Here is a 24,871-nt window from a genome sequence, read left to right as displayed (position 1 = left end):
GCTCAACTCGCGTTCAGTGCACGCGCGTCTCGAAAGCCCGGGTCAGGCCGTCCAGGTCGGTGATGCGGATGTGGCGCTTGTCCACCTCCAGCAGACGCTGCTGCTGGAAGGCCGAAAAGGTCCGGCTCACCGTTTCAAGTGTCATGCCGAGGTAGCTGCCGATCTCGGCACGCGACATCCGCAGATGGAACTCGCTGGCCGAATACCCGCGCGCCTTCATGCGCTGCGACAGGTTCAGCAAAAACGCCGCCAGCCGCTCCTCCGCATTCATGCTTCCCAGCAACACCATGAGGCTGTGTTCGCGTACGATCTCGCGGCTCATCAAGCGGGTGACCACATGCTGCATGCCCGGGTTGCCGGCCGCCACTTCGGCGAAATGGGCAAAGGGAATGGCGCAGACTTCGGTGTCTTCCAGCGCGGTGGTGCTGCTGGCATGGGCGCCGTTGGCGACGCCGTCCAGGCCCATCAGTTCACCGGCCATGTAAAACCCGCCCACCTGCTCACGGCCATCTGACAGCGTCAGGCTGGACTTGAAAGTGCCGCTGCGCACGGCATAGATGAACTGGAAGCGGTCCCCTTCGCGGTACAGCGTCTGGGCAGCTTTCACCTTGCGCCGGCTGAACATCAGGCTGTCGAGCCGCTCCACGTCGCTGCCCGTCATGCCGCAAGGCAGGCACAGGTCGCGCAGGTGGCAGGTGGAGCAATGCGTCATGAGGGGCGCAACCGATGCCGATGCGGGCGCGGCTTGCCGGGACACGATGCGGATGGGAGCGGCAACGGCTTCGAGGGTGGCTGCAGACATGGGTTTCTCCTTGGATGATTCAGGCGTCAGCATGCGACATACCGGGCGACTTTCGCCACCGTCTGAACGAGCTGATCGAATTCGGTGCTTTTGTCGAGGAAAGCTTCGGCGCCCTCCCCGAAATAACGTTTACGGTAGGCGGGGCCGGAATTGCTGCTGAACACCACAAAGGCGATGTCCGGTGCGGCCTGGCGGACGGCGCGCAGAACCTGCAGGCCGGAGCCGCCCTCGAGCTGGACGTCCAGCACCACCACATCGGGCGACGCAGCCAGGATGCCGTCAATGGCATCCTGCGGCGTGGTGGCCCGTCCAACGACGCTGATCGCGCTGGCTTCGAGCATGGCGGCAACGCGGTCGCGGATCAGGACCGAGTCATCGACGATAAAGACTTTGAGGGGGGCTTGGCGGAAACGCATGGCCCTACTGTGGCCGCAACCGGTCCCTGCGGCCATAGGCAGCGGCTGAATGCACGCCTCGGAGAATTCCGGATTCAGAAGACCTGAGCGCCTACCCCGTCTAGGAATAGTCTTAGGCGCAAGAATGCCCCGGGCACAGCCAACCCCAAGCGTCCTGCCGCAACCGCTCCGTCAGTGCGCCATCAGCACCGGCAGGGTCATGGACCGCAACACCGTGCGGGACGTGCCGCCCAGCACCCACTCCCGCGCGCGGCTGTGGCCGTAGCAGCCCATCACCAGCAGGTCGGCCTCGAGGTCAAAGGCGCGCGACAGCAGCAACTCACCGAGCAACTCGGGCTCCCCCGCTTCGCGGTGCCAGGTCGCCTCCACCCCGTGCAGTTTGAGATAACTGCCCAGGTCCAGGCGCTGTCCGCTCACCGCCTCGTCCGCGCCTGACCAGGAAAGGACATGCACGCGCCTGGCCCGCTGCAGCATGGGCAGCGCAGCGCTGACCGCCCGGGCCGCCTCGCGCGTCGGCTTCCAGGCGAGCACCATGGTGTCGCCGATGGACGCTGGCACACCGATGTAGGGCAGGATCAGGGCCGGTTTGCCGCTGGCGACTATCACGGACTCGGCAAAATCGACCGGCACGCCGGTCGCCGGTGTGCTGGCCGGATCGTGCTGGCCGAGCACCAGCAGGTCCGCGTACAGGGCCTGCTGGGTAAAAACGGCCATGATGGGATCGTCGCCCACCTCGGCCCAGGCGGCCTGCATGCCGGGCTTCGCCAGCACGCTGTCGAACGCTGCGCGGGCGCGCGCGCGCAACTCGTCATCTATCTCGCGCAAGGCCGCGGCCACACCCGGACCGACCTCGGGCGCGAAGGGCAGCGCCACGAAACTGGGTGTCACGGCGTAAAGGCCGGTCACGGCAGCACCGTGGGCCCGACCGATGCGGCACGCCGCCTCGAGGCGTTGCGCGGCCTGCGACGAAGCGTCCAGATGAACGAGCAGTTGCGTGAGGGGTGTTTTCATGGGCCGGCTCCTTGGTCATTGCGATGCGGCCACCTTAGGGGACCGGCGCCGGTAGCGGCTTGACGAAGGTCAAGCGCGAGGCACGAGCGGGCTCAAGGCTCCAGCGGCTCCGACACCCCGTGCTTGATGGCGTAACGGATCAGCTCGCTCTGGTTTTGCAGGCCCATCTTCTGCATCAGGTTGGCCTTGTGGGTGCTGATGGTCTTGACTGAAAGTTTCAGGCGCGTCGCAATGTCCGTCACGGAAACACCGGCAGCAATCAGGCGAAACACCTCGAATTCACGGTTCGACAGCGACTCGTGCGGCGCCGAGGTTCCGCCCGGCATGGCACTCAGGGCGAGCTGCTCGGCGACTTCGGCGCTGATGAACGCGCCGCCGGCAGCGATCTTGCGGATGGCCTGCTCCAGCTGCCCCGGCGCACTCTCCTTGGTCAGGTAGCCGCTGGCGCCGGACTTGATGGCGCGCACGGCATACTGAAGCTCCTGGTGCATGCTGAGCACAAGAATCCGCACTTTCGGCTTTTCACTGCGCACCAGCTTGATCAGTTCCATGCCGCTGCGGCCCGGCATGGACAGGTCCAGCACCAGTACATCAAAATCGGATTCGCGCACGCGCTGCAGGACTTCGGTTCCGTTGGCCGCCTCAGCCACCACCTGCAGGTCATCCGCCGAGGAGACGATGCGTTTGAGACCTTCGCGAACAATGGCGTGGTCGTCGGCAATCACGATTCTGGTCATTGGGCGGCCTCAGCTTCGGGCAGGGGAATGGTCACGCCGACGCGCGTGCCCTGCCCCGGCGCACTGTCGATGTTGACGCTTCCATGGAGCAACTGCGCCCGCTCATGCAAACCCATCAGCCCCAGCGACTGCGGCTTGCGCGGCATGCCGGTCACAAAGCCCTTGCCGTTGTCGCGCACCGACAGCGTGATCTCGCCCGGCAGGCTGCCGATGACCACGGCGACTTCGGTCGCGCCGGCGTGTTTGGCGACGTTGGCCAGCGCCTCCTGAACGATGCGGAAAACAGCAGTGGCATAAGGCTCCTGCAGCTCCAGGTCCTCGTCGGCCGAAAGCTTGCACGCCACACCTGTGCGTTGGCTGAAGTTGTGGACCAGCCACTCGATGGCGGCCAGCAGGCCCAGGTCGTCCAGCAGCAGCGGCCGCAGGTCCGCCGCGATGCGGCGCGTGGAAGCCACCATGCCGTCCACCATGGTCAGCATGTCCGTCAGTTTGGCCGCGGCCACGTCAGGCGCCGCGCGGGTGTTGTCGCGCACCCAGATGGTGTCCATCTTCAGCGCCGTCAGCGACTGCGCCAGCTCGTCGTGCAACTCACGGGCCACCCGGGTCTTTTCCTCCTCACGCGCGGCATTCACAGCAGCCGCAAAGGCAATTCGCTCCTCCTGGGCCCGGACCCGCTCGGTCACATCGCGCAGGATCACGGTGTAGAGTTTTCCGTCGGCCGTGTCGAGCTGTGAGATCGAAGCGTCCATCGGGAATTCTTCCCCGCTGGCGCGCAAGCCGTAAATCACGGAGCCGTCGCCCATGCGTCGCGAAGTGACACCCATTGCCGAAAACCTGTGGATGTGTTCATCGTGACCTGCGCGAAAGCGTTCGGGGATGAGCTCGCCCAGAGACTGACCCAGAGCCTGCCCGCTCGGCCAGCCGAAGATTTTTTCAGCCGCGCGGTTGTACATCACGATGTGCTGCTTGTCGTCCACGGTAATGATCCCGTCCATGGCGGAGTCCAGCAGGGCCGCGAGCCGCGCATGCTCGTCTTCCGCCAGCAACCGGCCGGTGATGTCGCGCAGGATCACCGTGAACAGCTTCCCGTTCGGCGTATCAAGCTGGGAAATCGATGCATCCAGGGGAAACTCCTCCCCATTGGCGCGCAGGCCATAAACCACATTGCGCGTACCCATGCGCCGTGATGTTACGCCCGTGGTTCCGAAGCGTTCGACATGCCCGGCATGCCCTTGCCGGAAACGGCCAGGAATCAACCTCTGCAGGGACTGGTGCATGACCTCCTGCTGCGGCCATCCAAAGATTTTTTCGGCCGCGCGGTTGTACAGAATGATTTTTTGCTGGTCATCCACCGTGATGATGGCATCCATGGCCGAGTCCAGCACCCCCGCAAGCAGCGCTGCTGCGCTGTCGGGGTTGTCAGCCGGTGAGGCTGTATTCAGGGGACCGATAGCAGAAAAAACCATACCTCAGTGTAGCAATGACCAAAAGTATTCATTTTTGAGCCCGAAACCGGGCGTTGATAACTTTGGACCAAACTGCCCATCTTCCCCGTACCCAGCTCCCCGATCAAATGCCGTTGAGCCACATCAATGGTTTTCCCCCGCCCTCGCTTCACACTGAATACAACTTTCTTTGCATCCTTTCAGGAGTCGATCATGTACCAACGAATCCTTGTTCCCGTCGATGGGAGCGATACCGCCAACAAGGCCCTGACAGCGGCGTTGCAACTCGCCAGGGATGCTGGCGGCCGGGTGCGGCTTGTTCATGTGCTGGAAGAACTGACCCACCTGACCGGTTATGAACAGTTTGGCGGCTATTCGGGTGATCTGACCCGGATCATGCGCGACTCCGGAATGCAGATCCTCAATGACGCCATGGCCATCGCCAAGGCCGCAGGCGTGGAGGCGGATACGGTGCTTTTCGACAATCTGGGGGAGCGACTCGCCGAGGCGGTGGCCGAGGCCGCCAGGCAATGGAAAGCCGATTTGTTGGTCGTCGGTACCCATGGTCGGCGCGGCGTCGGGCGCATGTTGCTGGGCAGCGGTGCCGAGCAGGTCATCCGGCTCGCCCAGGTGCCGGTGCTGGTGATCCGCTCGGAGACGGAAAGCAAGCCAGCCGCTCCCTGAAGCAGAGCAGCAATACCAGGGTGGCGCGGCAAAGCGTCCTCAGGAGGCAGCCAGTAACGTGCGTACCTGCTCGTCGCCCACCGGTCCGAAGTCGCGGTAACAGTGCCCGACACCGCGGAAATCCGCCGGACTCAGGACGCAGACAAACTCATCGGCCGCGGTTCCAATCCGCTCCTGGGCACCCGGGGGCGCGACCGGCACGGCCACCACGATCCAGGCGGGCTTGGCCCCTCGCAAGGCCATCAGCGCGGCGCACATCGAGGCCCCGGTGGCCACGCCGTCGTCCACCACAATGACCGTGCGCCCTTCGATGCGTGCAGCTTCCCGCGCTCCACGGTAAAGCATCTCGCTCCGCGCCAGTTCACGGCTCTCGGTCGCGATGATCTCTTCCAGCTGCTGCGGACTCACCCCGCTGGCAGCCAGCGCCTTGGGATCGATGTACCTTGCGCCGCCGCTGGCAATGGCACCCAAGGCCAGATCGGGCCGGCCCGGCACCCCCAGCTTTCGCACAACCAGCAAGTCCAATTCAGCCACCAGCGCCCGGGCCACTTCCCACGCAACCGGTACGCCGCCACGTGCCAAGGCCAGCACGACGACATCGTCGCGTCCTGCATACGCCTGCAGATGGCCGGACAATGCGCGACCGGCGGCAGCGCGGTCTTTGAACTGGGTGGTCATGACCATACCGTGCAGAGGCCTGCCAAGGCAACCTCGCTTCGTGTTATTGCGGGCGGCAACTGTCCGGGCGCTCGCCTGTGGGGACGGGACAGCGGTTGACCTCGGCTGATGACATGCCAAGCAGAGCGGTCAAGGCACTCGACACCATGCACACCATCCAGAATACAAAAAAGGCCGCGGTGTATACGCCCTGCCGCGAAAGGCCCAGCGGCTGGCCGGACCAGTGCAGGTCCCCCGGATCGACCACGGCAAAGACAAGCAGCTCAAGCGCGCAAGCGCCCAGGAACGCGGGCCACGCGATCCACATCAATTTCTGGTTCCACATGGCTGTCTCCGTTTTTATAGTGGTTCAGCGCTGCCCGGCGGGCGCCGGCGTGGCACCAGGCGGCGTGGCTGCGTGGTTACGCCCCTGCACGGCCGGCAAGAGGGATTTCTCCCTCTCTGCGGCGAGCGTCTTGTTGATCTCCAGGCCCTGCCGGTAATAGTCCTCGGCCACCAGTGATTCCGGGTTGGCCAGGGCAAGCCAGAGCGTGGCAAAGCCGGCCACTACCACGATGGCAGGGCCCGCAATCACCATCCAGACATAGCCGAATTTCCACCAGGGCGCGGGTGCCGCTTGCGGTGCCTGGGCAGTACTCATGTTGTTTTCCTTCATGTGGCTCTCCATCATCGTGGAACGAGGAAAATGGACTTCTCGTTGACGTGGCTCTCGCCGGCAATGTCACTGACATTGAACGCGATCGCGTGTGATCCGGGAGTGGCCGACCCGTAGCCGATCTGCAACCGCACCGGCACCCAGCGCGATTCGGCAGAGCCGATATCGAATTCGGACTCCGAAGCCAACACCAGACCTTCCAGACCGGACGCCGTGATGCGGTAACGCTGCGGCTGCTCGGTGGCATTCATGATCTGCAGCCGATACACATTCTCCAGTTTGCCGCCGGCGACGATGCGCGACAGTGCTGCGCGGTCCCTCACCACATTTACTTTCAGCGGCGTACGCTCAAGCAGGCTCCACAAGATGCCGACGCAAAGCGCCACCAGGATCGCACTGTAGACCAACACCCGCGGGCGCCGCACCCTGCGCCACAGCTGGGAATTGCTCCACTGGCCGGCCATGGCGTTCTGGGTGCTGAAGCGGATCAGGCCGCGCGGGTAATTCATCTTGTCCATCACCGTGTCGCACACGTCAACGCAGGCGGCGCAGCCGATGCATTCGTACTGCAGTCCCTCGCGGATATCGATACCCGTGGGGCAGACCTGCACACACAGGGTGCAATCCACACAGGCCCCCAACGCCAGCGTGGACAGGTCGGCCTTGCGCGAGCGGGCGCCGCGCGGCTCGCCGCGAGCCGCGTCATAACTCACGATCAAGGTGTCGCGGTCAAACATGGCGCTCTGGAAGCGCGCATAGGGGCACATGTATTTGCACACCTGCTCGCGCATGAAGCCGGCGTTGCCATAGGTGGCGATGGCGTAGAAGTTCACCCAGAACCATTCCCAGGGGCCGAACGACAGCGTGAAGGCCTCGGCCCACAAAGTCTGGATCGGCGTGAAGTAGCCCACGAAGGTGAAGCCGGTCCACAGCGACAGGACAATCCACAGGAAGTGCTTGGTCCCCTTTTTCAGCAGTTTGCGCGCCGATGCGGGCTCCGCATCCAGCCGCATGCGCGCGCTACGATCACCCTCGACCTTGCGCTCAATCCACAGAAAGATCTCGGTATAGACGGTCTGCGGGCAGGTAAAGCCGCACCACAGCCGGCCCGCCACCGCCGTGAACAGGAACAACGACAGCGCGCTGATTACCAGCAGACCAGTCAGGTAAATGAAGTCCTGCGGGTACAGCACAACGCCGAACAGGTAGAAGCGGCGTGCACCCAGGTCGAACAACACGGCCTGCCGCTGGCCCCATTCCAGCCAGGGCAGGCCATAAAACACCAGCTGGGTCAGGAACACGAAGACCCAGCGCCAGCGGGCGAACAGCCCGGTCACCGAGCGCGGATACAGCTTCTTCTGCGCCTCGTACAGCGAGACCTCTTCCTCGGGAACGATGGGGATGATCTTGCGGACCGGGGATTCCTGCACGGGGTGAACTCTTTCGGTGATCAGGGGCGCACGGTTGCGAGCGTCGCTGGCTTGTTGGACAGACCCCAAACGTAGGCTGACAACACGTGGATCTGCGCTTCGGTCAGCTTGCCCGCCTGGCCCGGCATGACATTGACCTTGCCGCTATTGACGATGTTGACAATCGCCTGTTCGCCCCAGCCGTGCAACCAGATGTCGTCGGTGAGGTTGGGCGCGCCCAGGGCCTGATTGCCCTTGCCGTCCATGCCATGACAGGCTGCACATGCCGTGAACTTGGCCTTGCCGAGCTGGGAACGCAACGAGTCGTGCGGACTGCCGGACAGGCTGAGCACGTAGTGGGCCACGTTCTTCACGTCATCGGGCGTACCCACGGCCGCGGCCATGGGCGGCATATTGCCCTGCCGGCCTTGAGTGATGGTCTCGACAAGCTTGGCAGGCGCACCGCCGTGTATCCAGTCGCTATCAGTCAGATTGGGAAAACCCTTGCTGCCGCGTGCGTCCGAGCCGTGGCACTGGGCGCAGTTGTTCATGAACAGACGCTCGCCGACGGCCATGGCCGCGGGGTCGCCAGCCAGCGCCTCGGCCGGTTTCGCAGTGAACTGCGCATACAGCGGCGCCAGCTCCTTGTTGGCCTTTTCGACCTCGTCGGTATATTCGCCGTGGGTGGTCCAGCCCAGTTCACCCTTGTAGCTGCCCAGGCCGGGATAAGCCACCAGATAGCCCAAGGCAAAAATGATGGTCAGCACAAACAGCCACATCCACCATCGCGGCATGGGGTTGTTCATCTCACGCAGGTCCTCGTCCCAGACATGGCCCGTGGTGTTGTCGGCGCTGGGGGTGACCTTCTTGCGCGCTGTGATCCAGAGCAGCAGCAGGCAGGCAAAGATGCCGACCAGGGTGAGGACGGTCACATAGACCGACCAGAAATTACCGGTGAAATCGCTCATGATCAATCCTGCTCAAACGGGATGCGCGCAGCTTCATCGAAGCGGTCACGGTTGTGGCGGGCGTAGGCCCACCAGGCAATGCCCAGAAAGGTGGCGAAGCTGGCCAGCGTGGCCAGAATACGCAAGGTGGTGATGTCCATTGGCGTGGCTCCTGTCAGTTGGCAGCGGGTGCTGCAGGTGCAGCCGGCGGGGCCGATGCGCCGGGTGCCCCGGTGGCCGCGCTGCCCCCAACGGTTTTGCCGGCGAAGTTATTGGTCAGGGCCAGGCCCATGCCTTGCAGATAGGCGACCAGGGCGTCCATCTCGGTTTTGCCCTTGACGTCCTCGGCGGACTTGGCGATTTCGTCATCGGTGTAGGGCACGCCCACCATCCGCAGTGCCCGCATGCGCGGCGCCATGTCGGCGGCATCGACCAGGTTCTTATCCAGCCAGGGATAGGCGGGCATGTTGGATTCTGGAACCAGATCGCGCGGATTGTTCAGGTGGATGCGGTGCCATTCGTCGCTGTACTTGGCCCCCACGCGATGCAAGTCAGGCCCGGTTCGCTTGCTGCCCCACTGGAAGGGGTGGTCGTAGACGAATTCGCCGGCCACCGAATAATGGCCGTAGCGCAGCGTCTCGGCGCGGAACGGCCGGATCATCTGCGAGTGGCAGTTGTAGCAACCCTCGCGGATGTAGACATCGCGCCCGGCCAGTTGCAGCGTGTTGTAGGGCTTGACGCCGGTGACAGGCTCGGTGGTCGACTTCTGGAAGAACAGCGGCACGATCTCGACCAGACCGCCGACGGCGACCACCAGCAGGATCAGCACGATCATCAGGAAGTTGTTGGTTTCGACCTTCTCGTGCGAGAAGCCGGCGGTGGTATTTTTGTTATCGCTCATGGTGTTTCCTCAGGCGGCTTGCGGCGCTGGCACGGCTACGGTGACGGAGCGGCCATTGGCCACGGTCATCCAGGTGTTCCAGGCCATCACCGTCATGCCGAACAGGTACAGCAGGCCGCCGAACATGCGCACGACGTAGAAGGGATAGGTCGCCTTGACCGACTCGACGAAGGTGTAGGTTAGCGTGCCGTCGGCATTGAGGGCGCGCCACATCAGACCCTGCATCACACCGGCGATCCACATCGCGGCGATATAAAACACGATGCCAATGGTGGCAGTCCAGAAATGCACCTCGATCGCCTTGACCGAGTACATTTTCTTTTGACCAAACATGCGCGGGATCAGGTAGTACAAGGAGCCCATCGTGATCAGCCCGACCCAGCCGAGAGCGCCCGAATGCACGTGGCCGATGGTCCAGTCGGTGTAATGACTCAGGGCATTGACGGTCTTGATGGACATCATGGGCCCTTCGAAGGTGCTCATGCCGTAGAAGGAAAGCGAGACAATCATGAAGCGCAGGATCGGGTCATCGCGCAGCTTGTGCCAGGCACCCGACAGGGTCATGATGCCGTTGATCATGCCGCCCCAGCTGGGCGCCAGCAGGATCAGCGAGAACACCATGCCGACCGACTGGGTCCAGTCCGGCAACGCCGTGTAGTGCAGGTGGTGCGGGCCGGCCCACATGTAGGTGAAGATCAGCGCCCAGAAGTGGACGATGGACAGGCGGTAGCTGTAGACCGGCCGCTCGGCCTGCTTGGGAATGAAGTAGTACATCATTCCCAGGAAGCCGGTGGTCAGGAAGAAGCCCACCGCGTTGTGACCGTACCACCACTGAATCATTGCATCCTGCACCCCGGCGTAGGCGGAGTAGGACTTCATCCAGCTATAAGGCACCGCGGCACTGTTGACCACATGCAGCAGGGCGATGGCCAGGATGAAGGCACCAAAAAACCAGTTGGCCACGTAGATGTGGCGCACCTTGCGGATACCAATGGTGCCGAAGAAAACGATGGCGTAGGACACCCACACCAGCGTGATCAGGATGTCGATGGGCCATTCCAGTTCGGCGTACTCCTTGCCTGAGGTGTAACCCAAAGGCAGACTGAGCGCTGCCGCCACAATGACAAGCTGCCAGCCCCAGAAGGTGAACGCGGCCAGTTTGGGGGCGAACAGCGGCACGCTGCAGGTACGCTGCACCACGTAATAGCTGGTAGCGAACAGGCCGCAACCGCCGAACGCAAAAATCACCGCATTGGTATGCAGCGGCCTGAGGCGGCCATAGCTGAGCCAGGGGATACCAAAGTTAAGTTCGGGCCAGGCAAGCTGGGAGGCGATGATGACGCCGACCAGCATGCCGACGACGCCCCAGATCACGGCCATCAGGGAAAACTGCCGTACCACCGTGTCGTGATAGTACGCAGTGCGAGCTTGTGGTTCGTTCATGAGTCACCTATTGTCGAGATGTAAGTAGTGTCTCTTTTGGCATGACGCCGGAGCTTGATACAAGTCAATCCGATCGAAGAATGCGCTCACCTTCGGCGTCCACGGAGTCAAACTGGCCGCGCCAGACAGCCCAGGCCAGCGCAACAATAATCAGCAACGCCAGCCCGACCGACAGGGGAATCAAGAGAAAAAGAATGTCCATGGAATGATCCTATTATCCCGGCATACGGGCCAGCCGGGCTGAATTGAGTACCACCAGCAGCGAACTGGCGGCCATGCCCAGTCCGGCCAGCCAGGGCGGCATGAAGCCGAGAATGGCCAGGGGCACACACACGGCGTTGTAAAGGGCCGCCCACAGCAGGTTCTGGCGCACGATGGCGCGGGTACGGCGCGCATGCTGCAGCAATGCAGACACCGCAGCCAGCTGGCCACCCAGCACGATAAAGTCGGATTTGGCCTGCGCCAGCGGCACGGCCTGGCCCATGGCGACCGACACATCGGCACAGGCCAGCACCGGCCCGTCGTTCATGCCGTCGCCGACCATGGCAACGCGCCGGCCCTGCCGCTGCAACTCGCGCACATAGGCCAGCTTGCCTTCCGGCGTGCGCTGTCCGAACGCCTTGTCGATGCCCGCGCGCGCAGCCAGGCGGGAGACGGCGGCCACCAGGTCGCCGGAAAGCAGTTGCACCTGCAGGCCCAGGGCGTGCAGCGCCCCGACCGCCGGCCTGGCGTCTGGCCGCAAAGCCTCATCCATCTCAAAACTGGCGAGCCAGCCTTGTTCATCCGACAGATGCACCTGCGGGCCGCCCGCGGCCTGGACATCGGCCGGCGCCCCGCAAAACGCGGCCGATCCGAGGCGCATGCCGTGCGGTGTCCCGCCAGTGCCGGCCGCGACATGGCCCTGTAAACCCTGGCCGGAAACTTCGGTGACATCCACAGCAGACTCCGGCACGGATCCCGCCGCCTGGACAATGGCACGCGACAGTGGGTGCAGGGAATGCTGCGCCAGCGCAGCCGCCAGCGACAGAACCTGCGCGGCAGGGGTGCCCTCGCGGGTCCGGCTGACAGTCACCGCCATGCGGTCTTCAGTCAGCGTGCCGGTCTTGTCGAACACCACTGTGTCCACCATGGCGCAGCTCTCCAGCGCCTCCAGGCGGCGCACCAGCACACCCCGCCGCGCCAAAGCACCGGCAGCGGCCAGCGTCGCCGCCGGGGTGGCAAGCGAGAGCGCGCAGGGACAGGTCACAATCAGCACCGCCACGGCCACGCTGATCGCGTGCACCGGGTCGGTTGGCCACCACCAGAGCGCCGCGGCAGCACTGGCCAGCAAAACCATCACCACAAAAGGCCCGGCGATGCGGTCGGCGATTCGCGCCAGCCGCGGCTTCTGCACCGAAGCCTGCTCCATGAGGGCCACCATGGCGGCATAACGCGTCTCGCTACCTGCGCGCTCCACCCGCACCAGCAGCATGCCGTTCAGGTTATGGCTGCCGGCAATGACCGCGCTGCCGACGCGGCGCTGCAGCGGCGTGGACTCGCCGGTGAGCAGGGCTTCATCGACCTGGCTCTCGCCGGCCGTCACCGTGCCGTCGGCCGGAATCACGTCACCGGGCAGCAGGCGGATCAGGTCACCCGGCACAAGGCGGCGCACGGCCACACGCTCGAAGGTGCCGTCAGCCCCCTGGCGCTCCACGCCGTCGGGCAGGCTGCGCATCAGCGCCTCGAGCGAGCCGGCGGTGCGGTCACGCAGGCGCTGCTCCAGCAGGCGTCCAGAGAGCAGGAAGAACACAAACATGGTGACCGAGTCGTACCAGACCTCTGCGCCCCAGCGCGAAGCCGGATCGAAGGTGGCGGCCGAGCTGGCACCGAACGCAATGAGAATGCCCAGTGCCACCGGCACGTCCATGCCGACACGCCGGTTGCGCAGATCACGCAGCGCTGAAGAGAAAAACGGCCAGCAGGAAAACAGCACGACCGGCAGGGTCAGCACCCAGGAAGCCCAGCGCAGCAGGCTCTGGGCTTCGGACGAGATGTCACCCGGCTCGGCGATATAGGCCGGAAAGGCGTACATCATGACCTGCATCATGCAAAAGCCCGCCACCAGCCAGCGCCAGAGCATCATGCGCTGGGCCTGGATGCGCGGCGCCGCAGCCAGCATGTCGCCGGCGGGCAGCGCACCATAACCGGCCCGCTGCAGCGCGGCCAGCCAGGCCGAGGGCCGGCCCTGGCCGGGCGCCCAGGCCACACGGGCCACCGCGCTGGCGCCGTTGACCTGCACGTTGTCCACGCCGGGAAGCTTTTGCAGCACCTCCTCCACCGTGAGCGAGCAGGCTGCGCAATGCATGCCCTCGATCGCGAGGTAGGACTCCCACAGGTCCGCGCGCCCGGGCAACGGCCGGCTGAAGCCCTCCCATTCGGCGCGCTCGTCCAGAGCGGACCAGCGCAAGGCCCGTTGCGCGGCGCCGGTATCGAGGGTGGCAGTGTGCATGGGGCAAGCCTACCCTGCCCCGGTAACACCCGCTTGACATGGATCAAGCGTGCCGGACGATCGCCAGCCTAAGCTGCAAGCCTCGCATCAACCCCAGGAGACCCCGCCATGTACAAACGCATCCTCGTCGCCACCGATGGTTCCACACTCTCAAAAAAAGCCGTGCGCAGCGCCATTGATCTGGCCGGCGTCGTCGGTGCCGAACTGGTCGCGCTATATGTGGTGCCGCGTTACCCGGTCAGCTATTTCGAAGGCGGCATCACGATTTCAGCGCAGGACGTGGCCCGTACCGAGAAGCAATGGGCCGACAAGGGCCAGGCCGTGGTAGATGCGGTGCAGCTGCAGGCACAGGGCGAAGGCCTCAAGGCCAAGGCTGTCGTCGCACGCTCCGACCTGGTGGCCGAGTCCATCATCTCGGCCGCGAAAAAACACAAATGCGACCTCATCGTCATGGCCTCGCATGGCCGCAAGGGCATCAAACGCGTCCTACTGGGCAGCGAAACCCAGCATGTACTGACACACAGCAGCGTTCCCGTGCTGGTGTTGCGCTAAACTGGTTTTTCAAAACCGGTTTTTATCCAGCACAAGGAGAAATAATGAAAGTCCTGTTCGCCGCTGACGGCAGCAAATACACCAAAAAGGCCCTGGCTTTTCTCGTCACGCACGAAAGCCTGGCCGGTCCCGAGGATGAAGTGGTGGTGCTCAACGTCCAGCCGCCCGTTCCTCCGCGTGTCAAGGGCATGGTGGGTGCGAGCACCGTCAACTCCTACTACGAGGACGAGGCCAAAAAAGTGCTGGACCCCATCGAGCGCTTCCTCAAGCGGCACAATCTGCAGTACCGCACGGTCTGGGTCGCCGGATCACCAGCGACTGAAGTGGTGCGTGCCGCCAAACGCGAAAAGGCCCACATGATTGTCATGGGGACACACGGCCACGGTATTCTCGGCCGCGCCGTCATGGGCAGCGTGGCCCAGCGCGTGGTCACCGACAGCGAAATTCCGGTGCTGCTGGTCAAATAGACGGAGACTGCAGCACGCCAGGCCGTAACGCGCCACCAGACAAAAAAAGCTGACACTGTCAGCTTTTTTCATTGATGCAAGCGCTTCCTGGCTTCCTGATTGACAACCACCGGCGTGGCCATCTCGACCCCCCCCCCGACTTGGCTGGCCTTCAACATCGGTCCCTCGGTGAAAAGTAAGAAGTTTTTCCACCACCGCCCGCATCCGCGTCGGATAGGTATAGAGCTATTGCAGTGTTGCATGCTTGATGGAACAAATAAAAGCGATGGATTTTGGGTCAGGGCAAGGCGCAAACCACAGCGATACCCTGGGTATCGCGCGGATTTGCAACGCCGCCATGGCGAAAAAGACGCGGTTTTATGCTCCAGATAGCGTGCAACACTGCACTAGTACTGCAGCACGGAAGTAGCGAAACAAAATGAAAGTGATGACTTCGTGCCCAGGGCAAGGCGCAAGCCGCAGCGAAGGCTGTGCGCCTTCGCAAGGATTGCAACGCCGCCACGGGTGCGAAGGCGCGCTTTCATGTTTCGATATTTTCGGGTTGCAGTACTAGGCCTTGGGCAACGTCACCCCGACCTGGCCCTGGTACTTGCCGCCGCGGTCCTTGTAGCTGACTTCGCAGACGTCGTCGGGATCGCTCTCGAAAAACAACACCTGTGCGCAGCCTTCGCCCGCGTAAATCCTCGCGGGCAACGGGGTGGTGTTGGAGAACTCCAGCGTCACATACCCTTCCCATTCGGGCTCGAAAGGCGTGACGTTGACGATGATGCCGCAGCGCGCGTAGGTGCTTTTGCCCAGGCAGATGGTCAGCACGTTGCGCGGGATGCGGAAGTACTCCAGCGTGCGGGCCAGCGCGAAGCTGTTGGGCGGGATGATGCAGCTGTCGCCGTGGAAGTCGACAAAACTCTTTTCATCGAAGTTTTTCGGGTCGACCACCGTACTGTGGATGTTGGTGAAAACCTTGAACTCGGGCGCACAGCGGATGTCGTAGCCGTAGCTGCTGGTGCCGTAGCTGATGATCTTCCTGCCTTCGCTTTCGCGGATCTGGCCCGGCTCGAAGGGTTCGATCATGCCGGTGGTCTCGGCCATGCGGCGTATCCATTTGTCGCTTTTGATGCTCATTCGGAAGGTTCCTTGCTTTGCCGCCCATTGTAGGCAAGCCGCGGCATGCACCGGCAGCCATCAGGCTGCTATCGATTGAATAGCTGCCTGCGCCCGTCCGGAAAGGGCTGACGTCCGATTTTGCCACTAACAAGCAGTGCATCCGCCAGTTCCTGCCTGCCACACCGGGGTTGGCGCAAGTTCAAAGCCTACGCGCGGTGGGTGGTGCCGGGCCGGTCCATGTTGCGTTCCGGTGCTGCCCCCTCTGGCCGAGCGAGGGTTATCAGCCTTTTCGGCCTCCAGCCCTTATGGGGTATGCGCAAGCAGCTATCAATTTTTCGGTAACTCGACGCGGATCAGCCAAAGCCGGCGGGGATGACGGGGAAATTTTTTTGACCTAACCCTGCAGAAAGTCACGGTGAGTGCCGATAAGCCCTGAGAGCATCACAAATACCCCCCCGGGTACTTTTGTTAACCGCTGTCGGCGCGCGTATTTGCATTTGCTTTTTTGTCCGTTTTACCAGTTCCCTCAACCTGACCAAGGAAATTACCCATGAAAAAGAAACTGACCCTCAGCGCCATCCCCCTCGCCCTGGCCATGCTGGCTGGAGGCGCCCTGGCCGACACCGTCAAAATCTCAGGCGCAGGCACGGTGTTCGCCGACTTTGTTTCATCGGGCAAAGCCGCCGTTGAGAAGAGCACCGGCCACACCCTGCAAATCGTCAGCTCCAATTCCGGCAAGGGCCTGGCAGACCTGGCCAGCGGCGCCGCCGACATCGCCATGGTGTCGGAGCCGATGGATGTGGCGGGCCCATTGGCAGAGGTGGCCGGCACCAAGATCGATCCCAAGACCGTGCAGTTCTTCGTGTTGAAGAAGGCCGAACTTGTGTTCATCGTGCACCCCAACAACCCGGTCGGCAAGCTGACACCTGAGCAACTGCGTGACATCCTCACCGGCAAGATCGCCAACTGGAAAGAGGTGGGCGGCAAGGACAAGGCTATCGTTGTGTATGGCGAAGGCCCCACTGCTGGCACGCGCGCGCTGATCAAGAAGCTGGTGATGGGCGGCGCGGAGTACGGCCCCGGTCTGAAGGCGCAGACCTCGATCAAACGTGCGGCTGAATTGGTGGCAACTGACGAAGCGGCAATCGCCGGTGTCGGCAGGAATTTTGTCGAAGCTGGCAAGACCAAGGCCATCGACAGCAAAAAGTTTGAGCGTCCGCTAGCCCTGGCCACGGTGGGCGCACCGAAGCCGGCCGCCAAGGCCGTGATCGACGCCTACGCCAAAGAAGCCAAATAAGCTGATGTGATTTCGCAGCATGCGGCCGCCACGGGCGGGCGCATGCCAATACAAAACTCAAACAAAGGGGGGGTTGTGATGAACCTGAACCGTATGAAAAGCGTTGGTATCGGCATGCGGCTAGGCGGCGCTTTTGGCGCCCTGGCCCTGCTCTTGCTGCTGTGTGTGGGCTTTGGCGTGCTGCGCCTGAATTCGCTCAACACGTCGATGCAGTCGCTGCTTGAACACGAAGCGCGCGCCAGCGTGCTGTCGGCGGAGCTGGTCGCGCAGGCCCACGAGATCACGAGCGCACTCGGTCGTGCCGTGATGTCTGACACGGGTGACCAGATTCAGGCCAACCTCAAGCAGGCCGACAAGGTGCGTGCAGACAATGCAAAAACCAAGACCTTGCTCGTCAAAGCGCTGGACAAGGACGTGGCACGCGCCGCATTGAAGGATATAGAAGCAGCCGAAACGGCCTACCGTGCTGGCATCGACAAGGCGGTTGCAGCGGTCAAGAATGGTGACACCGACGCTGCACGCGTTGCACTCAACGAGAAGTCGCAGCTCAGCGTCGAGGCTGTCTACCTGGGGGCGCTGAAAAAATTGGATGCCCTGCTGCACAGTGAAATGGAAGCCGCCCAGGCCCAAGCCGACTCGGCCTATGCCACCGGACGCAACCTGCTGCTGACTGCCGCGCTGATTGCCCTCACCCTAGCCGCTGTGCTCGGCTTCTGGATCACACTCAGCCTGCTCAAGCAGCTCGGTGGCGAGCCCGAGTATGCCGCCGGCATCACGCAGCAAATCGCTGCCGGTGACCTGAGCGCAGAGATCACGCTCAAGCCGGGTGACCAGTCCAGCTTGCTGCATGCGATCAAATCCATGCGTGACAGTTTCGGGACCATTGTGGGGCAGGTGCGCCAAGGCTCCGAAAACGTATCGACCGCCAGCGCCGAGATTGCCCAGGGCAATAACGATCTCTCCGCCCGCACTGAGCAACAGGCCAGCGCGCTGGAAGAAACCGCCGCTTCGATGGAGGAACTCAGCTCCACCGTCAAGCAAAACGCCGACAACGCCAAACAGGCCAACCAGCTGGCTATCAGCGCCTCCACTGTGGCCGTCAAGGGCGGCGAAGTGGTGGCCCAGGTGGTGGGCACCATGAAGGGCATCAACGATTCGTCCAGGAAGATTTCCGACATCATCAGCGTGATCGACGGCATTGCGTTCCAGACCAACATCCTGGCCCTCAATGCGGCGGTGGAAGCGGCCAGAGCGGGCGAGCAGGGCCGCGGCTTTGCCGTGGTGGCCTCTGAAGTGCGCAGCCTGGCCGGTCGTTCAGCCGATGCCGCCAAGGAAATCAAGACGTTGATCAGCGACAGCGTGCAGCGGGTCGAGCAGGGCACCGCGCTGGTCGATCAGGCCGGTGTCACCATGACCGAAGTGGTGAGCTCGATCCGCCGGGTCACCGACATCATGGGTGAAATCAGCGCGGCCAGCAATGAGCAGAGTCTGGGCGTGGCGCAAGTGGGCGAGGCCGTGACGCAAATGGACCAGGCCACGCAGCAGAATGCGGCGCTGGTCGAAGAGATGGCAACGGCAGCCAGCAGCCTGAAAACCCAAGCGCAGGATCTGGTCAGCACCGTGGCGGTGTTCAAGCTGGCGGATAGCGCCTCATCGCAAGTGTCATTTGCCGCTCCTGCGAGACTGGCTGCCCCGGCAAGAGCGCCCAAGGCCTTGGCCAAGCAGCAGTGGGGAAGCAATACTGACTTTCCCCGTGCATAGAGCAAAGTGGGCGCTGCGGTCGTGGAACTGACGAATGACATGAAAAAAGACAGCAAACCTGTCTGGGTCGCCGGGATCAAGACGTCTGCGACGGCTGAATTCTAGGAACCTGTCGGACCTGGGGCGTCAAAAGGCGAAAATCGGCCCCAGCGAGGACAGTTTTTGCCCGATTTGCAGGGCCATGCCCCAGCTATGGCTCAAAAAAATGTAGCTGGCCACGCCCGCGTCTTCGCGTTCCAGAAAGCGCTCTACCGCATCGGTGAAAGCCCGATGCGCGAGCCAGTGGGCACTGGTGGTTTTGGCCGGCAGCAGCGCGCACGCCATTTTGTGCTCGCCCTGGGTGATGCACCATGGCAAGGGCGGTCGTAGCAGGACTCAAAGTGCAGGCTGCCCCCCGCTCCAGAGCGCCCCAGGAACGTCCGCAGGGCAGCCGGCGGGTTGCCCCAGGTTTGATCCGGTGCCATGGATTGCGGGTCGAGCCCGCAATGACAAGTCAAAGTCAAGGCCATCCCGAGCACTACGGTCGTCATCGGGGACCCGGGATCAAGTCCGGGGCAGGCTCGATCCGGGAGCCATGGATGGCAGGCATCCCAGCCATCCCACGCCTGCTCGCCAACCATGGCCACCACCGCGTGGCCAACATGGGTTGCCCACGCGCTGACGACAAATGTCCGCCTTCGGCCAAAGCCGTCGGATGTTCTGCAAACGCAAAGCGCTCCTGCGGGTAACCGCACAACGAACGATTGGCACCGACGAAGCGCCCATAGACGGGATTCCGAACCCGAGCAGCGTGTCGATCCAGACCTGAAAATGCTATCTTTTTGATAGCTTTTCACGCAATCCCGTCAATGGCTGGAGGCCAATTTTGCTTACAGAAAATCGGCTTGAACAGCTTGCGCCTGAGAAATCACGGTTTGCTCGACCACGCGGTCGTCCCCCAGCACGATCAGCGCAAACAGCAGCTCGTCCAGGCTGCCCGCCTGCGCCGTCTTGCGCGCCAGCAGCGGCGTGGCCTGCGGGTTGAGCACGAGAAAGTCGGCCTCGCAGCCGGGCAGCAGGTTGCCCACCACACCCTCCAGCCCGAGAGCGCGCGCCGCACCGCCTGTGTGTTGCCACCACAACTGCTGCGGCTTGAGCGACACGCCGGGCTTGGTCTGCCCTTCCCGGCCCACGTAATACGCCGCCAGCATGGTGTGAAAAGGGCTGAAGCTGGTGCCGCCGCCGACATCGCTGGCCAGGCCATACAGAAAATCCGCGCGATCGGCAGCGGCGTAGTCAAAAAACCCGCTGCCCAGGAACAGGTTGCTGGTCGGGCTGACGGCCGCCGCCGTGCCGGTGGCGCGCATCAACGCGCGGTCCTCGTCGTCGATGTGGATGCAGTGGGCGTACACGGCGCGCGGACGCAGCAGGCCGAACTGTTCATACACGCTGAGGTAGCTGCGCGCCCGCGGGTAGAGCTCGCGCACCCAGGCGATTTCGTCCTTGTTCTCGGCCACATGTGACTGGATCCAGACGTCGGCGTAACGCGCGGCCAGCTCGCCGGCGCCGCGCAGCTGCGCCTCGCTGCAACTGGGTACAAAACGCGGCGTGATCGCGTAACCGAGCCGGTCCACGCCGTGCCAGCGCGTGATCAGCGCCTCGGTGTCGATCAGGCTTTGTTCGGTGGCATCACGCACACCGTCCGGCGAATGCTGGTCCTGCAGCACCTTGCCGGCAATCATGCGCAGGCTGCGGCGCTGGGCCTCTCCGAGCAGGGCATCGACGGACTCCGGATGCGAGGTGGCAAAGGCCAGCGCCGTCGTCACGCCGTGGCGCAGCAGTTCATCCACAAAAAACGCCGCCGCCTCGCTGTTGTGCGCGGCATCCGAAAACCGGCTTTCATGCGGAAAGGTGTAATTTTCAAGCCACGGCAGCAGGCCTTCGGCGGGTGAACCGATCACGTCGAGCTGCGGGTAGTGGATGTGCATGTCGACAAAACCCGGCGCGATGATGCGGCCCGGCAGGTGGGTGACGTCAATACCGGGAAAGCGCGGCGCCAGCGCGCCGTAGCTGCCCGCGGCCTGCACCACCTGGCGGCCAGCGCTGTCCGGGCCGACCACCAGCAAGCCGTCGGCCTCGAGCACAGCCTGGGCCGGCCCGGGAAAATAAAGAAGGGAGGCGCGCCAGGCTTTCATGTCACAAGGGTACCGCAGGCAGGCTGCAGCGCAATACGCCGGCCCGCATAAGGTTTATTTGGCCAGCTTGCCCTGCACGCCCTGCACCAGGAAGTTCATGCCCAGGATCTGCTCGTCGCTCAGCGTCTTGCCGGCAGCCAGCACCTCGCGGCCCTCGTTGTCCAGCAGGGCCGTGCGCGCCCGGAAGGGATGCAGCTTGCCGATAGCAATGTCCTTCTGCCGCGCCAACACCTCGTCAACCACCTTTTTCGGCACTTTCGGGCCAAAGCTGTCAACGCGAATCATGCCCTCCTTCACGCCACCCCACACCGCACCGCTTTTCCAGCTTCCGTCGAGTACCGCCTGCGCGCGCCGGGTGTAGTAGTCGCCCCACTGGTGCGTCACCGCCAGCACCTGGGCGTCGGGCGCAACCTTGCGCATGTCCGAATGGTAGGCAATGGCGAGTTTGCCGCGCTCCTGCGCAGCAGCCATCACCGCGGTGGAGCCGGTGTGAAAGGCCATGACTTCCACGCCCTGGTTGAAGAGTGTCATCGCCGCTTCGCGTTCGCGCGGCGGGTCAAACCAGGCGCCCAGCCAGACCACCTTGACACTCGCCTGCGGATTGACCGAACGCATGCCCAGCGTGAAGGCATTGACACCCTGGATCACTTCGGGAATGGCAAAACCTGCGACATAACCGGCGCTGGACGCGAGACGGCCGGCAGCGATGCCGGCGAGGTAGCGGCCTTCGTAATAACGTGCGTTGGCCACCGCCACGTTCGCTGCGGTCTTGTAGCCGGTGACGGACTCGAATTTCACATCCGGAAAGTCCTTCGCCACCTTCAGTGTCGGTTCCATGTAGCCAAAGCTGGGCGTGAAAATCAGCCGATGGCCCTGGCTGGCCAGATCGCGGATCACACGCTCGGCATCGGCGCCTTCAGGCACGTTTTCAACATAGGTGGTTTTGACCCGGTCGCCGAGCGCCGCCTCAACGGCCTTGCGGGCGTCGTCATGCTGACGCACCCAGCCGGCATCGGTCAGCGGCGCCACATAAACGAAGCCGATCTTCAAAGACTCCTTGGCGGGCGCGGCGGATTGGGAAAAAACGGGTGAAATAAAACAGGCGGCCGCGAGCGCGGCAGCGAGGTTTTTGTACATGGTGGTCCTCTACATGGCCCCGGAAAACAAAAAACACCAGCGCGCCGGGGCAGCACGCGGGTGAAACGCTATTTTAGCGGCTCAGGCCGTCCAGTCCCGCTGACGGCCGAAGCAACCACAGAGGTGTTGGTCTTAATTCAAGCAGGGGCCGCGGAACCGGCTTCGCCGGGCCGCAGGCGCAGCGGCCCCCTCGGGGGGCAGGGAGCTACACGCAGTGAACGACCGTGGGGGCTAATAGGCTATACAGGCAATGTCCCGCAACGCATCCTGGAAGGATCCGTCCCGCACGGCTTCCCATTTGCGCGGCAACGGGTCCTCGAAGACGGGCTGGCCGTGACCCATGGGCTCGGATAGCAGCGCCACCGAGAGCAGGCGCATGCGCTGGCCCGTGCAGTCAAATTCGCTGTGGTGCAGGCGCGAGTAATAACCCTTTTCGTCGGTGATCTGCACCAGTTGGTAGTCCATCAGCCACCACATCCTGACCATGCCGCCCTTGCCGCGCAGGGTGGTGCGGTCGATGTAAGTGACGACCGCCGGATCGACCATGACTGGCGTCCATTGCGCGGCAACACCGGCGCTCAGGCACATCAGGGCAAGGACGGTGATCAGGCGTTTCATGGGTGCGGTTCAGTCGATGGGATGAATCCTGCCGCACCGCGGCGAACTATCCCGTGCACACGGTAGCACACCGAAGAAGCCCGCCCCGCCCCGAAGCGGCGATAATCGTCCTGAAAACATGGCCTTTTCTCCGGGCCGCAGAAGCCCCCCCACCAGGAAAACCAGCGACTATGCGGGACAACGACGTTTACCAACTCACGCCCAAGGGCCAGCAGGAACTGCGAAGCGGCGCAACCACGCTGCCGCCCGCCGAGATTGAGCTGCTGATCCGCATCGACGGCATCCTGAGCTTCGCGCAAATCAGTGCGGGCATGCCTGCCATCCCCGCCGAAACACTGGCAGCGACCCTGCAGAGCCTGCTGATTCGCGGACTGCTGGCGCAGGCGGAGAACGATCCCTTTACCGAACAGTTCAACATCCAGCTCAACCAGCTCGCCCTGTCCAATGCCGAGGCCGAGGCCGACTCGGGCGCTGCGTCCCTCAAGAAGGCCGGCTACTACGTCAGCATCGCGCGCGGCCGCGGACCGGCCCGCAAGCTGGCGCCCGGCGAGATGCTGTCGGCCATCGTGGTGGACGACGAGCCCATGCTCGCCAAGTTCATCCAGACCTATCTCTCCTTCGAAGGCTTCCAGGTCCGGCTGGCGGGCAACCGCGCGGAAGTGGTGGCCGAATTCCGCAAGCCGCCGATTCCCGACCTGATTCTTCTCGACGTGATGCTGCCCGACGCCGATGGTTTTGACATCCTGCTTCGGCTGCGCCAGCATCCGGCGCTGAAAAACGTACCTGTCATCATGCTGACCGGCAAGGCCACACGTGAATCCGTGATCAAGGGCCTGGCCGGTGGCGCCGACGGTTATGTCACCAAACCTTTCGAGGCCGACGCGCTGATGCGGGCGGTCAGGACCGTGGTGGGTCTGCCGGAAGCCCCGGCCGCCCCCGGCGCAGCACCCGACCCCTGGGTCAACCGGGACGCCAAGTCCTGAGCTGCAAGCGCCCGGGGCCAGGGCTGTTAACCGACCCTAGCTAAAACTCTCGAAACACGCGGCCAGCCGTTCCAGGTGGCCGCGTTTGGCCGCTGCGTCGGCGAAGCTGGCTTCGAAACTGTTGCGCGCCAGCGTCCAGGCATGCTGCGCATCCATGCCGGTGGCCGCAAAAGTCTGCGTGAAGTTCTCGTTCATGTAACCACCGAAATAGGCCGGGTCGTCGGAGTTGACGGTCGCGGCCAGCCCGGCATCCAGCAACTGGCGCAGGTTGTGCTGCGCCAGGTCCGGGAACACACACAGCTTGAGGTTGGACAGCGGGCACACCGTCAGGGCGATGCGGTCTTTCGCCAGGCGCTGCATCAACGACGGGTCTTTGGCGGACTGCACGCCATGGTCGATGCGTTCGACCTTGAGCAGGTCCAGTGCCGTCCAGATGTATTCCGGCGGACCCTCCTCGCCCGCATGCGCCACCAGGTGCAGCCCGAGTTCGCGGCAGCGTGCAAACACACGCGCAAACTTCTCGGGCGGGTTGCCGACCTCACCGGAGTCCAGCCCCACGCCGATGATCAGGTCGCGCCAAGGCAGCGCCTGCTCCATCGTCTCGAAAGCTTCTTCCTCGCTGAGGTGGCGCAGGAAACACATAATCAGCGCGGCGCTGATGCCGAGCTCGGCCTGCGCATCGACACAGGCGCGGTGCAGGCCCTTGACGACGGTTTCCATGCTGATCCCGCGCGCCGTGTGGGTCTGCGGGTCAAAAAAGATTTCGGCGTGGATCACGTTGTCCTGCGCGGCCCGCGCCAGGTAAGCCCGCGTCATGTCGTAGAAATCCTGCTCGGTGATCAGCACGCTGGCGCCGGCGTAATAGATGTCCAGGAAACTCTGCAGATTGGTGAAGGCGTAGGCGCTGCGCAGCTCTTCCACGCTGGCATAAGGCAAGGTCATGCCGTTGCGCCGGGCCAGCGCAAAGATCAGCTCGGGTTCGAGCGAGCCTTCGATGTGGATGTGCAGTTCGGCCTTGGGCATGGCGCGCAGCAGCGCGGGCAGGCGGTCGGGGGATACCGGTCGGACGGAATTCATGTCGGCTCCAAAAACGAAAAAAGCTGCCTCAAGGCAGCTGGGACCCTCACCCCTGCCCTCTCCCGGGGGGAGAGGGAGCAAGGCA

At 63.4% G+C, this 24,871-nt stretch carries 26 protein-coding genes and 1 pseudogene; 6 read left to right on the top strand and 21 right to left on the bottom strand.

Annotated elements, in window-relative coordinates; translation table 11 throughout:
- Positions 1-13: 13 nt before the first annotated feature.
- The 5 genes from fnr to PSV40_RS22020 form a co-directional block, all read right to left on the bottom strand.
- Complete coding sequence (gene fnr / locus PSV40_RS22040) at positions 14-802, bottom strand: fumarate/nitrate reduction transcriptional regulator Fnr (protein ID WP_300541951.1); 789 nt, start codon at positions 800-802, stop codon at positions 14-16.
- 26 nt (positions 803-828) lie between these two features.
- On the bottom strand, positions 829-1,218 hold the full coding sequence (locus tag PSV40_RS22035) for a response regulator transcription factor (RefSeq protein WP_300541949.1): 390 nt from the start codon (positions 1,216-1,218) through the stop codon (positions 829-831).
- Between the two features lie 171 nt (positions 1,219-1,389).
- Positions 1,390-2,229, bottom strand: coding sequence for a universal stress protein (locus PSV40_RS22030; RefSeq protein ID WP_300541947.1), 840 nt, complete (start codon positions 2,227-2,229; stop codon positions 1,390-1,392).
- A 92-nt stretch (positions 2,230-2,321) separates the two neighbouring features.
- On the bottom strand, positions 2,322-2,966 hold the full coding sequence (locus PSV40_RS22025; protein WP_300541945.1) for a response regulator transcription factor: 645 nt from the start codon (positions 2,964-2,966) through the stop codon (positions 2,322-2,324).
- Entirely contained in the window at positions 2,963-4,432 is a 1,470-nt protein-coding gene (locus tag PSV40_RS22020) for a PAS domain S-box protein (protein ID WP_300541943.1), read from the bottom strand. The genes PSV40_RS22025 and PSV40_RS22020 overlap by 4 nt, the downstream gene beginning before the upstream one ends.
- A gap of 192 nt (positions 4,433-4,624) precedes the next feature.
- Between PSV40_RS22020 and PSV40_RS22015 the strand changes: the two genes are divergently transcribed.
- Positions 4,625-5,095, top strand: a complete 471-nt coding sequence (locus PSV40_RS22015; protein WP_300541941.1) for a universal stress protein — start codon at positions 4,625-4,627, stop codon at positions 5,093-5,095.
- A gap of 39 nt (positions 5,096-5,134) precedes the next feature.
- Here the strand turns inward: PSV40_RS22015 and PSV40_RS22010 are convergent, their stop codons facing one another.
- From PSV40_RS22010 to PSV40_RS21965, 10 genes are all read right to left on the bottom strand, one after another.
- Positions 5,135-5,773: a phosphoribosyltransferase family protein gene (locus PSV40_RS22010; protein ID WP_300541939.1), complete on the bottom strand. Its 639-nt coding sequence runs from the start codon at positions 5,771-5,773 to the stop codon at positions 5,135-5,137.
- 43 nt (positions 5,774-5,816) lie between these two features.
- Positions 5,817-6,098, bottom strand: a complete 282-nt coding sequence (locus PSV40_RS22005) for a hypothetical protein (RefSeq protein WP_300541937.1) — start codon at positions 6,096-6,098, stop codon at positions 5,817-5,819.
- Positions 6,099-6,122: 24 nt separating this feature from the next.
- Complete coding sequence (locus PSV40_RS22000) at positions 6,123-6,413, bottom strand: FixH family protein (RefSeq protein ID WP_300541935.1); 291 nt, start codon at positions 6,411-6,413, stop codon at positions 6,123-6,125.
- A gap of 26 nt (positions 6,414-6,439) precedes the next feature.
- Entirely contained in the window at positions 6,440-7,858 is a 1,419-nt protein-coding gene (ccoG, locus tag PSV40_RS21995; RefSeq protein ID WP_300541933.1) for a cytochrome c oxidase accessory protein CcoG, read from the bottom strand.
- Positions 7,859-7,878: 20 nt separating this feature from the next.
- Complete coding sequence (ccoP, locus tag PSV40_RS21990; protein WP_300541931.1) at positions 7,879-8,805, bottom strand: cytochrome-c oxidase, cbb3-type subunit III; 927 nt, start codon at positions 8,803-8,805, stop codon at positions 7,879-7,881.
- Between the two features lie 2 nt (positions 8,806-8,807).
- Positions 8,808-8,945, bottom strand: coding sequence for a CcoQ/FixQ family Cbb3-type cytochrome c oxidase assembly chaperone (locus tag PSV40_RS21985; protein ID WP_096663174.1), 138 nt, complete (start codon positions 8,943-8,945; stop codon positions 8,808-8,810).
- Positions 8,946-8,959: 14 nt separating this feature from the next.
- The gene (ccoO, locus tag PSV40_RS21980) at positions 8,960-9,685 is read right to left on the bottom strand and encodes a cytochrome-c oxidase, cbb3-type subunit II (RefSeq protein WP_300541929.1); all 726 of its coding nucleotides are present in this window, start codon (positions 9,683-9,685) and stop codon (positions 8,960-8,962) included.
- Positions 9,686-9,694: 9 nt separating this feature from the next.
- Positions 9,695-11,128 (bottom strand): cytochrome-c oxidase, cbb3-type subunit I, encoded by a 1,434-nt coding sequence (gene ccoN / locus PSV40_RS21975; RefSeq protein WP_300541927.1) that lies wholly within the window; start codon positions 11,126-11,128, stop codon positions 9,695-9,697.
- A 64-nt stretch (positions 11,129-11,192) separates the two neighbouring features.
- A complete protein-coding gene (gene ccoS / locus PSV40_RS21970) occupies positions 11,193-11,330 on the bottom strand; it encodes a cbb3-type cytochrome oxidase assembly protein CcoS (RefSeq protein ID WP_096663165.1) in 138 nt (45 codons plus the stop codon).
- Between the two features lie 12 nt (positions 11,331-11,342).
- A complete protein-coding gene (locus PSV40_RS21965) occupies positions 11,343-13,616 on the bottom strand; it encodes a cation-translocating P-type ATPase (protein ID WP_300541924.1) in 2,274 nt (757 codons plus the stop codon).
- Positions 13,617-13,724: 108 nt separating this feature from the next.
- Here PSV40_RS21965 and PSV40_RS21960 point away from each other — a divergent pair, with 108 nt between their 5' ends.
- Together PSV40_RS21960 and PSV40_RS21955 are read left to right on the top strand one after the other, a co-directional pair.
- Positions 13,725-14,168, top strand: coding sequence for a universal stress protein (locus PSV40_RS21960; RefSeq protein WP_300541922.1), 444 nt, complete (start codon positions 13,725-13,727; stop codon positions 14,166-14,168).
- A 44-nt stretch (positions 14,169-14,212) separates the two neighbouring features.
- Entirely contained in the window at positions 14,213-14,635 is a 423-nt protein-coding gene (locus tag PSV40_RS21955) for a universal stress protein (RefSeq protein WP_300541920.1), read from the top strand.
- 549 nt (positions 14,636-15,184) lie between these two features.
- Here PSV40_RS21955 and dcd read toward each other — a convergent pair.
- A complete protein-coding gene (gene dcd / locus PSV40_RS21950) occupies positions 15,185-15,757 on the bottom strand; it encodes a dCTP deaminase (protein WP_096663150.1) in 573 nt (190 codons plus the stop codon).
- Between the two features lie 532 nt (positions 15,758-16,289).
- Here dcd and PSV40_RS21945 point away from each other — a divergent pair.
- On the top strand, positions 16,290-17,036 hold the full coding sequence (locus PSV40_RS21945) for a substrate-binding domain-containing protein (RefSeq protein ID WP_300541918.1): 747 nt from the start codon (positions 16,290-16,292) through the stop codon (positions 17,034-17,036).
- 78 nt (positions 17,037-17,114) lie between these two features.
- On the top strand, positions 17,115-18,797 hold the full coding sequence (locus tag PSV40_RS21940; protein WP_300541916.1) for a methyl-accepting chemotaxis protein: 1,683 nt from the start codon (positions 17,115-17,117) through the stop codon (positions 18,795-18,797).
- A gap of 126 nt (positions 18,798-18,923) precedes the next feature.
- On the opposite strand, the pseudogene PSV40_RS21935 reads toward PSV40_RS21940, so the two are convergent.
- From PSV40_RS21935 to PSV40_RS21920, 4 genes and pseudogenes are all read right to left on the bottom strand, one after another.
- Positions 18,924-19,218, bottom strand: a pseudogene (locus PSV40_RS21935) (peptidogalycan biosysnthesis protein); the annotation flags it as partial.
- 448 nt (positions 19,219-19,666) lie between these two features.
- Positions 19,667-20,971, bottom strand: a complete 1,305-nt coding sequence (gene guaD, locus PSV40_RS21930) for a guanine deaminase (RefSeq protein ID WP_300541914.1) — start codon at positions 20,969-20,971, stop codon at positions 19,667-19,669.
- 54 nt (positions 20,972-21,025) lie between these two features.
- The gene (locus tag PSV40_RS21925) at positions 21,026-22,108 is read right to left on the bottom strand and encodes a BMP family ABC transporter substrate-binding protein (RefSeq protein ID WP_300541912.1); all 1,083 of its coding nucleotides are present in this window, start codon (positions 22,106-22,108) and stop codon (positions 21,026-21,028) included.
- A 231-nt stretch (positions 22,109-22,339) separates the two neighbouring features.
- A complete protein-coding gene (locus tag PSV40_RS21920) occupies positions 22,340-22,726 on the bottom strand; it encodes a surface-adhesin E family protein (RefSeq protein ID WP_300541910.1) in 387 nt (128 codons plus the stop codon).
- A 170-nt stretch (positions 22,727-22,896) separates the two neighbouring features.
- On the opposite strand from PSV40_RS21920, the gene PSV40_RS21915 reads away from it, so the two are divergent.
- Complete coding sequence (locus PSV40_RS21915; protein WP_300541908.1) at positions 22,897-23,709, top strand: response regulator; 813 nt, start codon at positions 22,897-22,899, stop codon at positions 23,707-23,709.
- A 36-nt stretch (positions 23,710-23,745) separates the two neighbouring features.
- Here PSV40_RS21915 and PSV40_RS21910 read toward each other — a convergent pair whose 3' ends face one another.
- Positions 23,746-24,786, bottom strand: a complete 1,041-nt coding sequence (locus PSV40_RS21910) for an adenosine deaminase (RefSeq protein WP_300541906.1) — start codon at positions 24,784-24,786, stop codon at positions 23,746-23,748.
- Positions 24,787-24,871 lie beyond the last annotated feature (85 nt).

The sequence above is a fragment of the Polaromonas sp. genome (assembly GCF_029945925.1).
GTDB lineage: Bacteria > Pseudomonadota > Gammaproteobacteria > Burkholderiales > Burkholderiaceae_C > Polaromonas.
Note: the sequence above shows the minus strand (reverse complement) of the source record. Positions and strands in the feature narration are given on the sequence as shown.

Coding starts and splice junctions, on each gene's coding strand:
- PSV40_RS22030 (WP_300541947.1), bottom strand. CDS start 2,229: ATGAAAACACCCCTCACGCAACTGCTCGTTCATCTGGACGCTTCGTCG.
- dcd (WP_096663150.1), bottom strand. CDS start 15,757: ATGAGCATCAAAAGCGACAAATGGATACGCCGCATGGCCGAGACCACC.
- PSV40_RS22015 (WP_300541941.1), top strand. CDS start 4,625: ATGTACCAACGAATCCTTGTTCCCGTCGATGGGAGCGATACCGCCAAC.
- PSV40_RS21965 (WP_300541924.1), bottom strand. CDS start 13,616: ATGCACACTGCCACCCTCGATACCGGCGCCGCGCAACGGGCCTTGCGC.
- PSV40_RS21985 (WP_096663174.1), bottom strand. CDS start 8,945: ATGGACATCACCACCTTGCGTATTCTGGCCACGCTGGCCAGCTTCGCC.
- ccoS (WP_096663165.1), bottom strand. CDS start 11,330: ATGGACATTCTTTTTCTCTTGATTCCCCTGTCGGTCGGGCTGGCGTTG.
- PSV40_RS21915 (WP_300541908.1), top strand. CDS start 22,897: ATGCGGGACAACGACGTTTACCAACTCACGCCCAAGGGCCAGCAGGAA.
- guaD (WP_300541914.1), bottom strand. CDS start 20,971: ATGAAAGCCTGGCGCGCCTCCCTTCTTTATTTTCCCGGGCCGGCCCAG.
- PSV40_RS22020 (WP_300541943.1), bottom strand. CDS start 4,432: ATGGTTTTTTCTGCTATCGGTCCCCTGAATACAGCCTCACCGGCTGAC.
- PSV40_RS21925 (WP_300541912.1), bottom strand. CDS start 22,108: ATGTACAAAAACCTCGCTGCCGCGCTCGCGGCCGCCTGTTTTATTTCA.
- PSV40_RS21960 (WP_300541922.1), top strand. CDS start 13,725: ATGTACAAACGCATCCTCGTCGCCACCGATGGTTCCACACTCTCAAAA.
- ccoP (WP_300541931.1), bottom strand. CDS start 8,805: ATGAGCGATTTCACCGGTAATTTCTGGTCGGTCTATGTGACCGTCCTC.
- ccoO (WP_300541929.1), bottom strand. CDS start 9,685: ATGAGCGATAACAAAAATACCACCGCCGGCTTCTCGCACGAGAAGGTC.
- PSV40_RS21920 (WP_300541910.1), bottom strand. CDS start 22,726: ATGAAACGCCTGATCACCGTCCTTGCCCTGATGTGCCTGAGCGCCGGT.
- PSV40_RS21940 (WP_300541916.1), top strand. CDS start 17,115: ATGAACCTGAACCGTATGAAAAGCGTTGGTATCGGCATGCGGCTAGGC.
- PSV40_RS21945 (WP_300541918.1), top strand. CDS start 16,290: ATGAAAAAGAAACTGACCCTCAGCGCCATCCCCCTCGCCCTGGCCATG.
- ccoN (WP_300541927.1), bottom strand. CDS start 11,128: ATGAACGAACCACAAGCTCGCACTGCGTACTATCACGACACGGTGGTA.
- PSV40_RS22005 (WP_300541937.1), bottom strand. CDS start 6,098: ATGTGGAACCAGAAATTGATGTGGATCGCGTGGCCCGCGTTCCTGGGC.
- fnr (WP_300541951.1), bottom strand. CDS start 802: ATGTCTGCAGCCACCCTCGAAGCCGTTGCCGCTCCCATCCGCATCGTG.
- PSV40_RS22000 (WP_300541935.1), bottom strand. CDS start 6,413: ATGAGTACTGCCCAGGCACCGCAAGCGGCACCCGCGCCCTGGTGGAAA.
- PSV40_RS22010 (WP_300541939.1), bottom strand. CDS start 5,773: ATGACCACCCAGTTCAAAGACCGCGCTGCCGCCGGTCGCGCATTGTCC.
- PSV40_RS22025 (WP_300541945.1), bottom strand. CDS start 2,966: ATGACCAGAATCGTGATTGCCGACGACCACGCCATTGTTCGCGAAGGT.
- PSV40_RS21910 (WP_300541906.1), bottom strand. CDS start 24,786: ATGAATTCCGTCCGACCGGTATCCCCCGACCGCCTGCCCGCGCTGCTG.
- PSV40_RS22035 (WP_300541949.1), bottom strand. CDS start 1,218: ATGCGTTTCCGCCAAGCCCCCCTCAAAGTCTTTATCGTCGATGACTCG.
- PSV40_RS21955 (WP_300541920.1), top strand. CDS start 14,213: ATGAAAGTCCTGTTCGCCGCTGACGGCAGCAAATACACCAAAAAGGCC.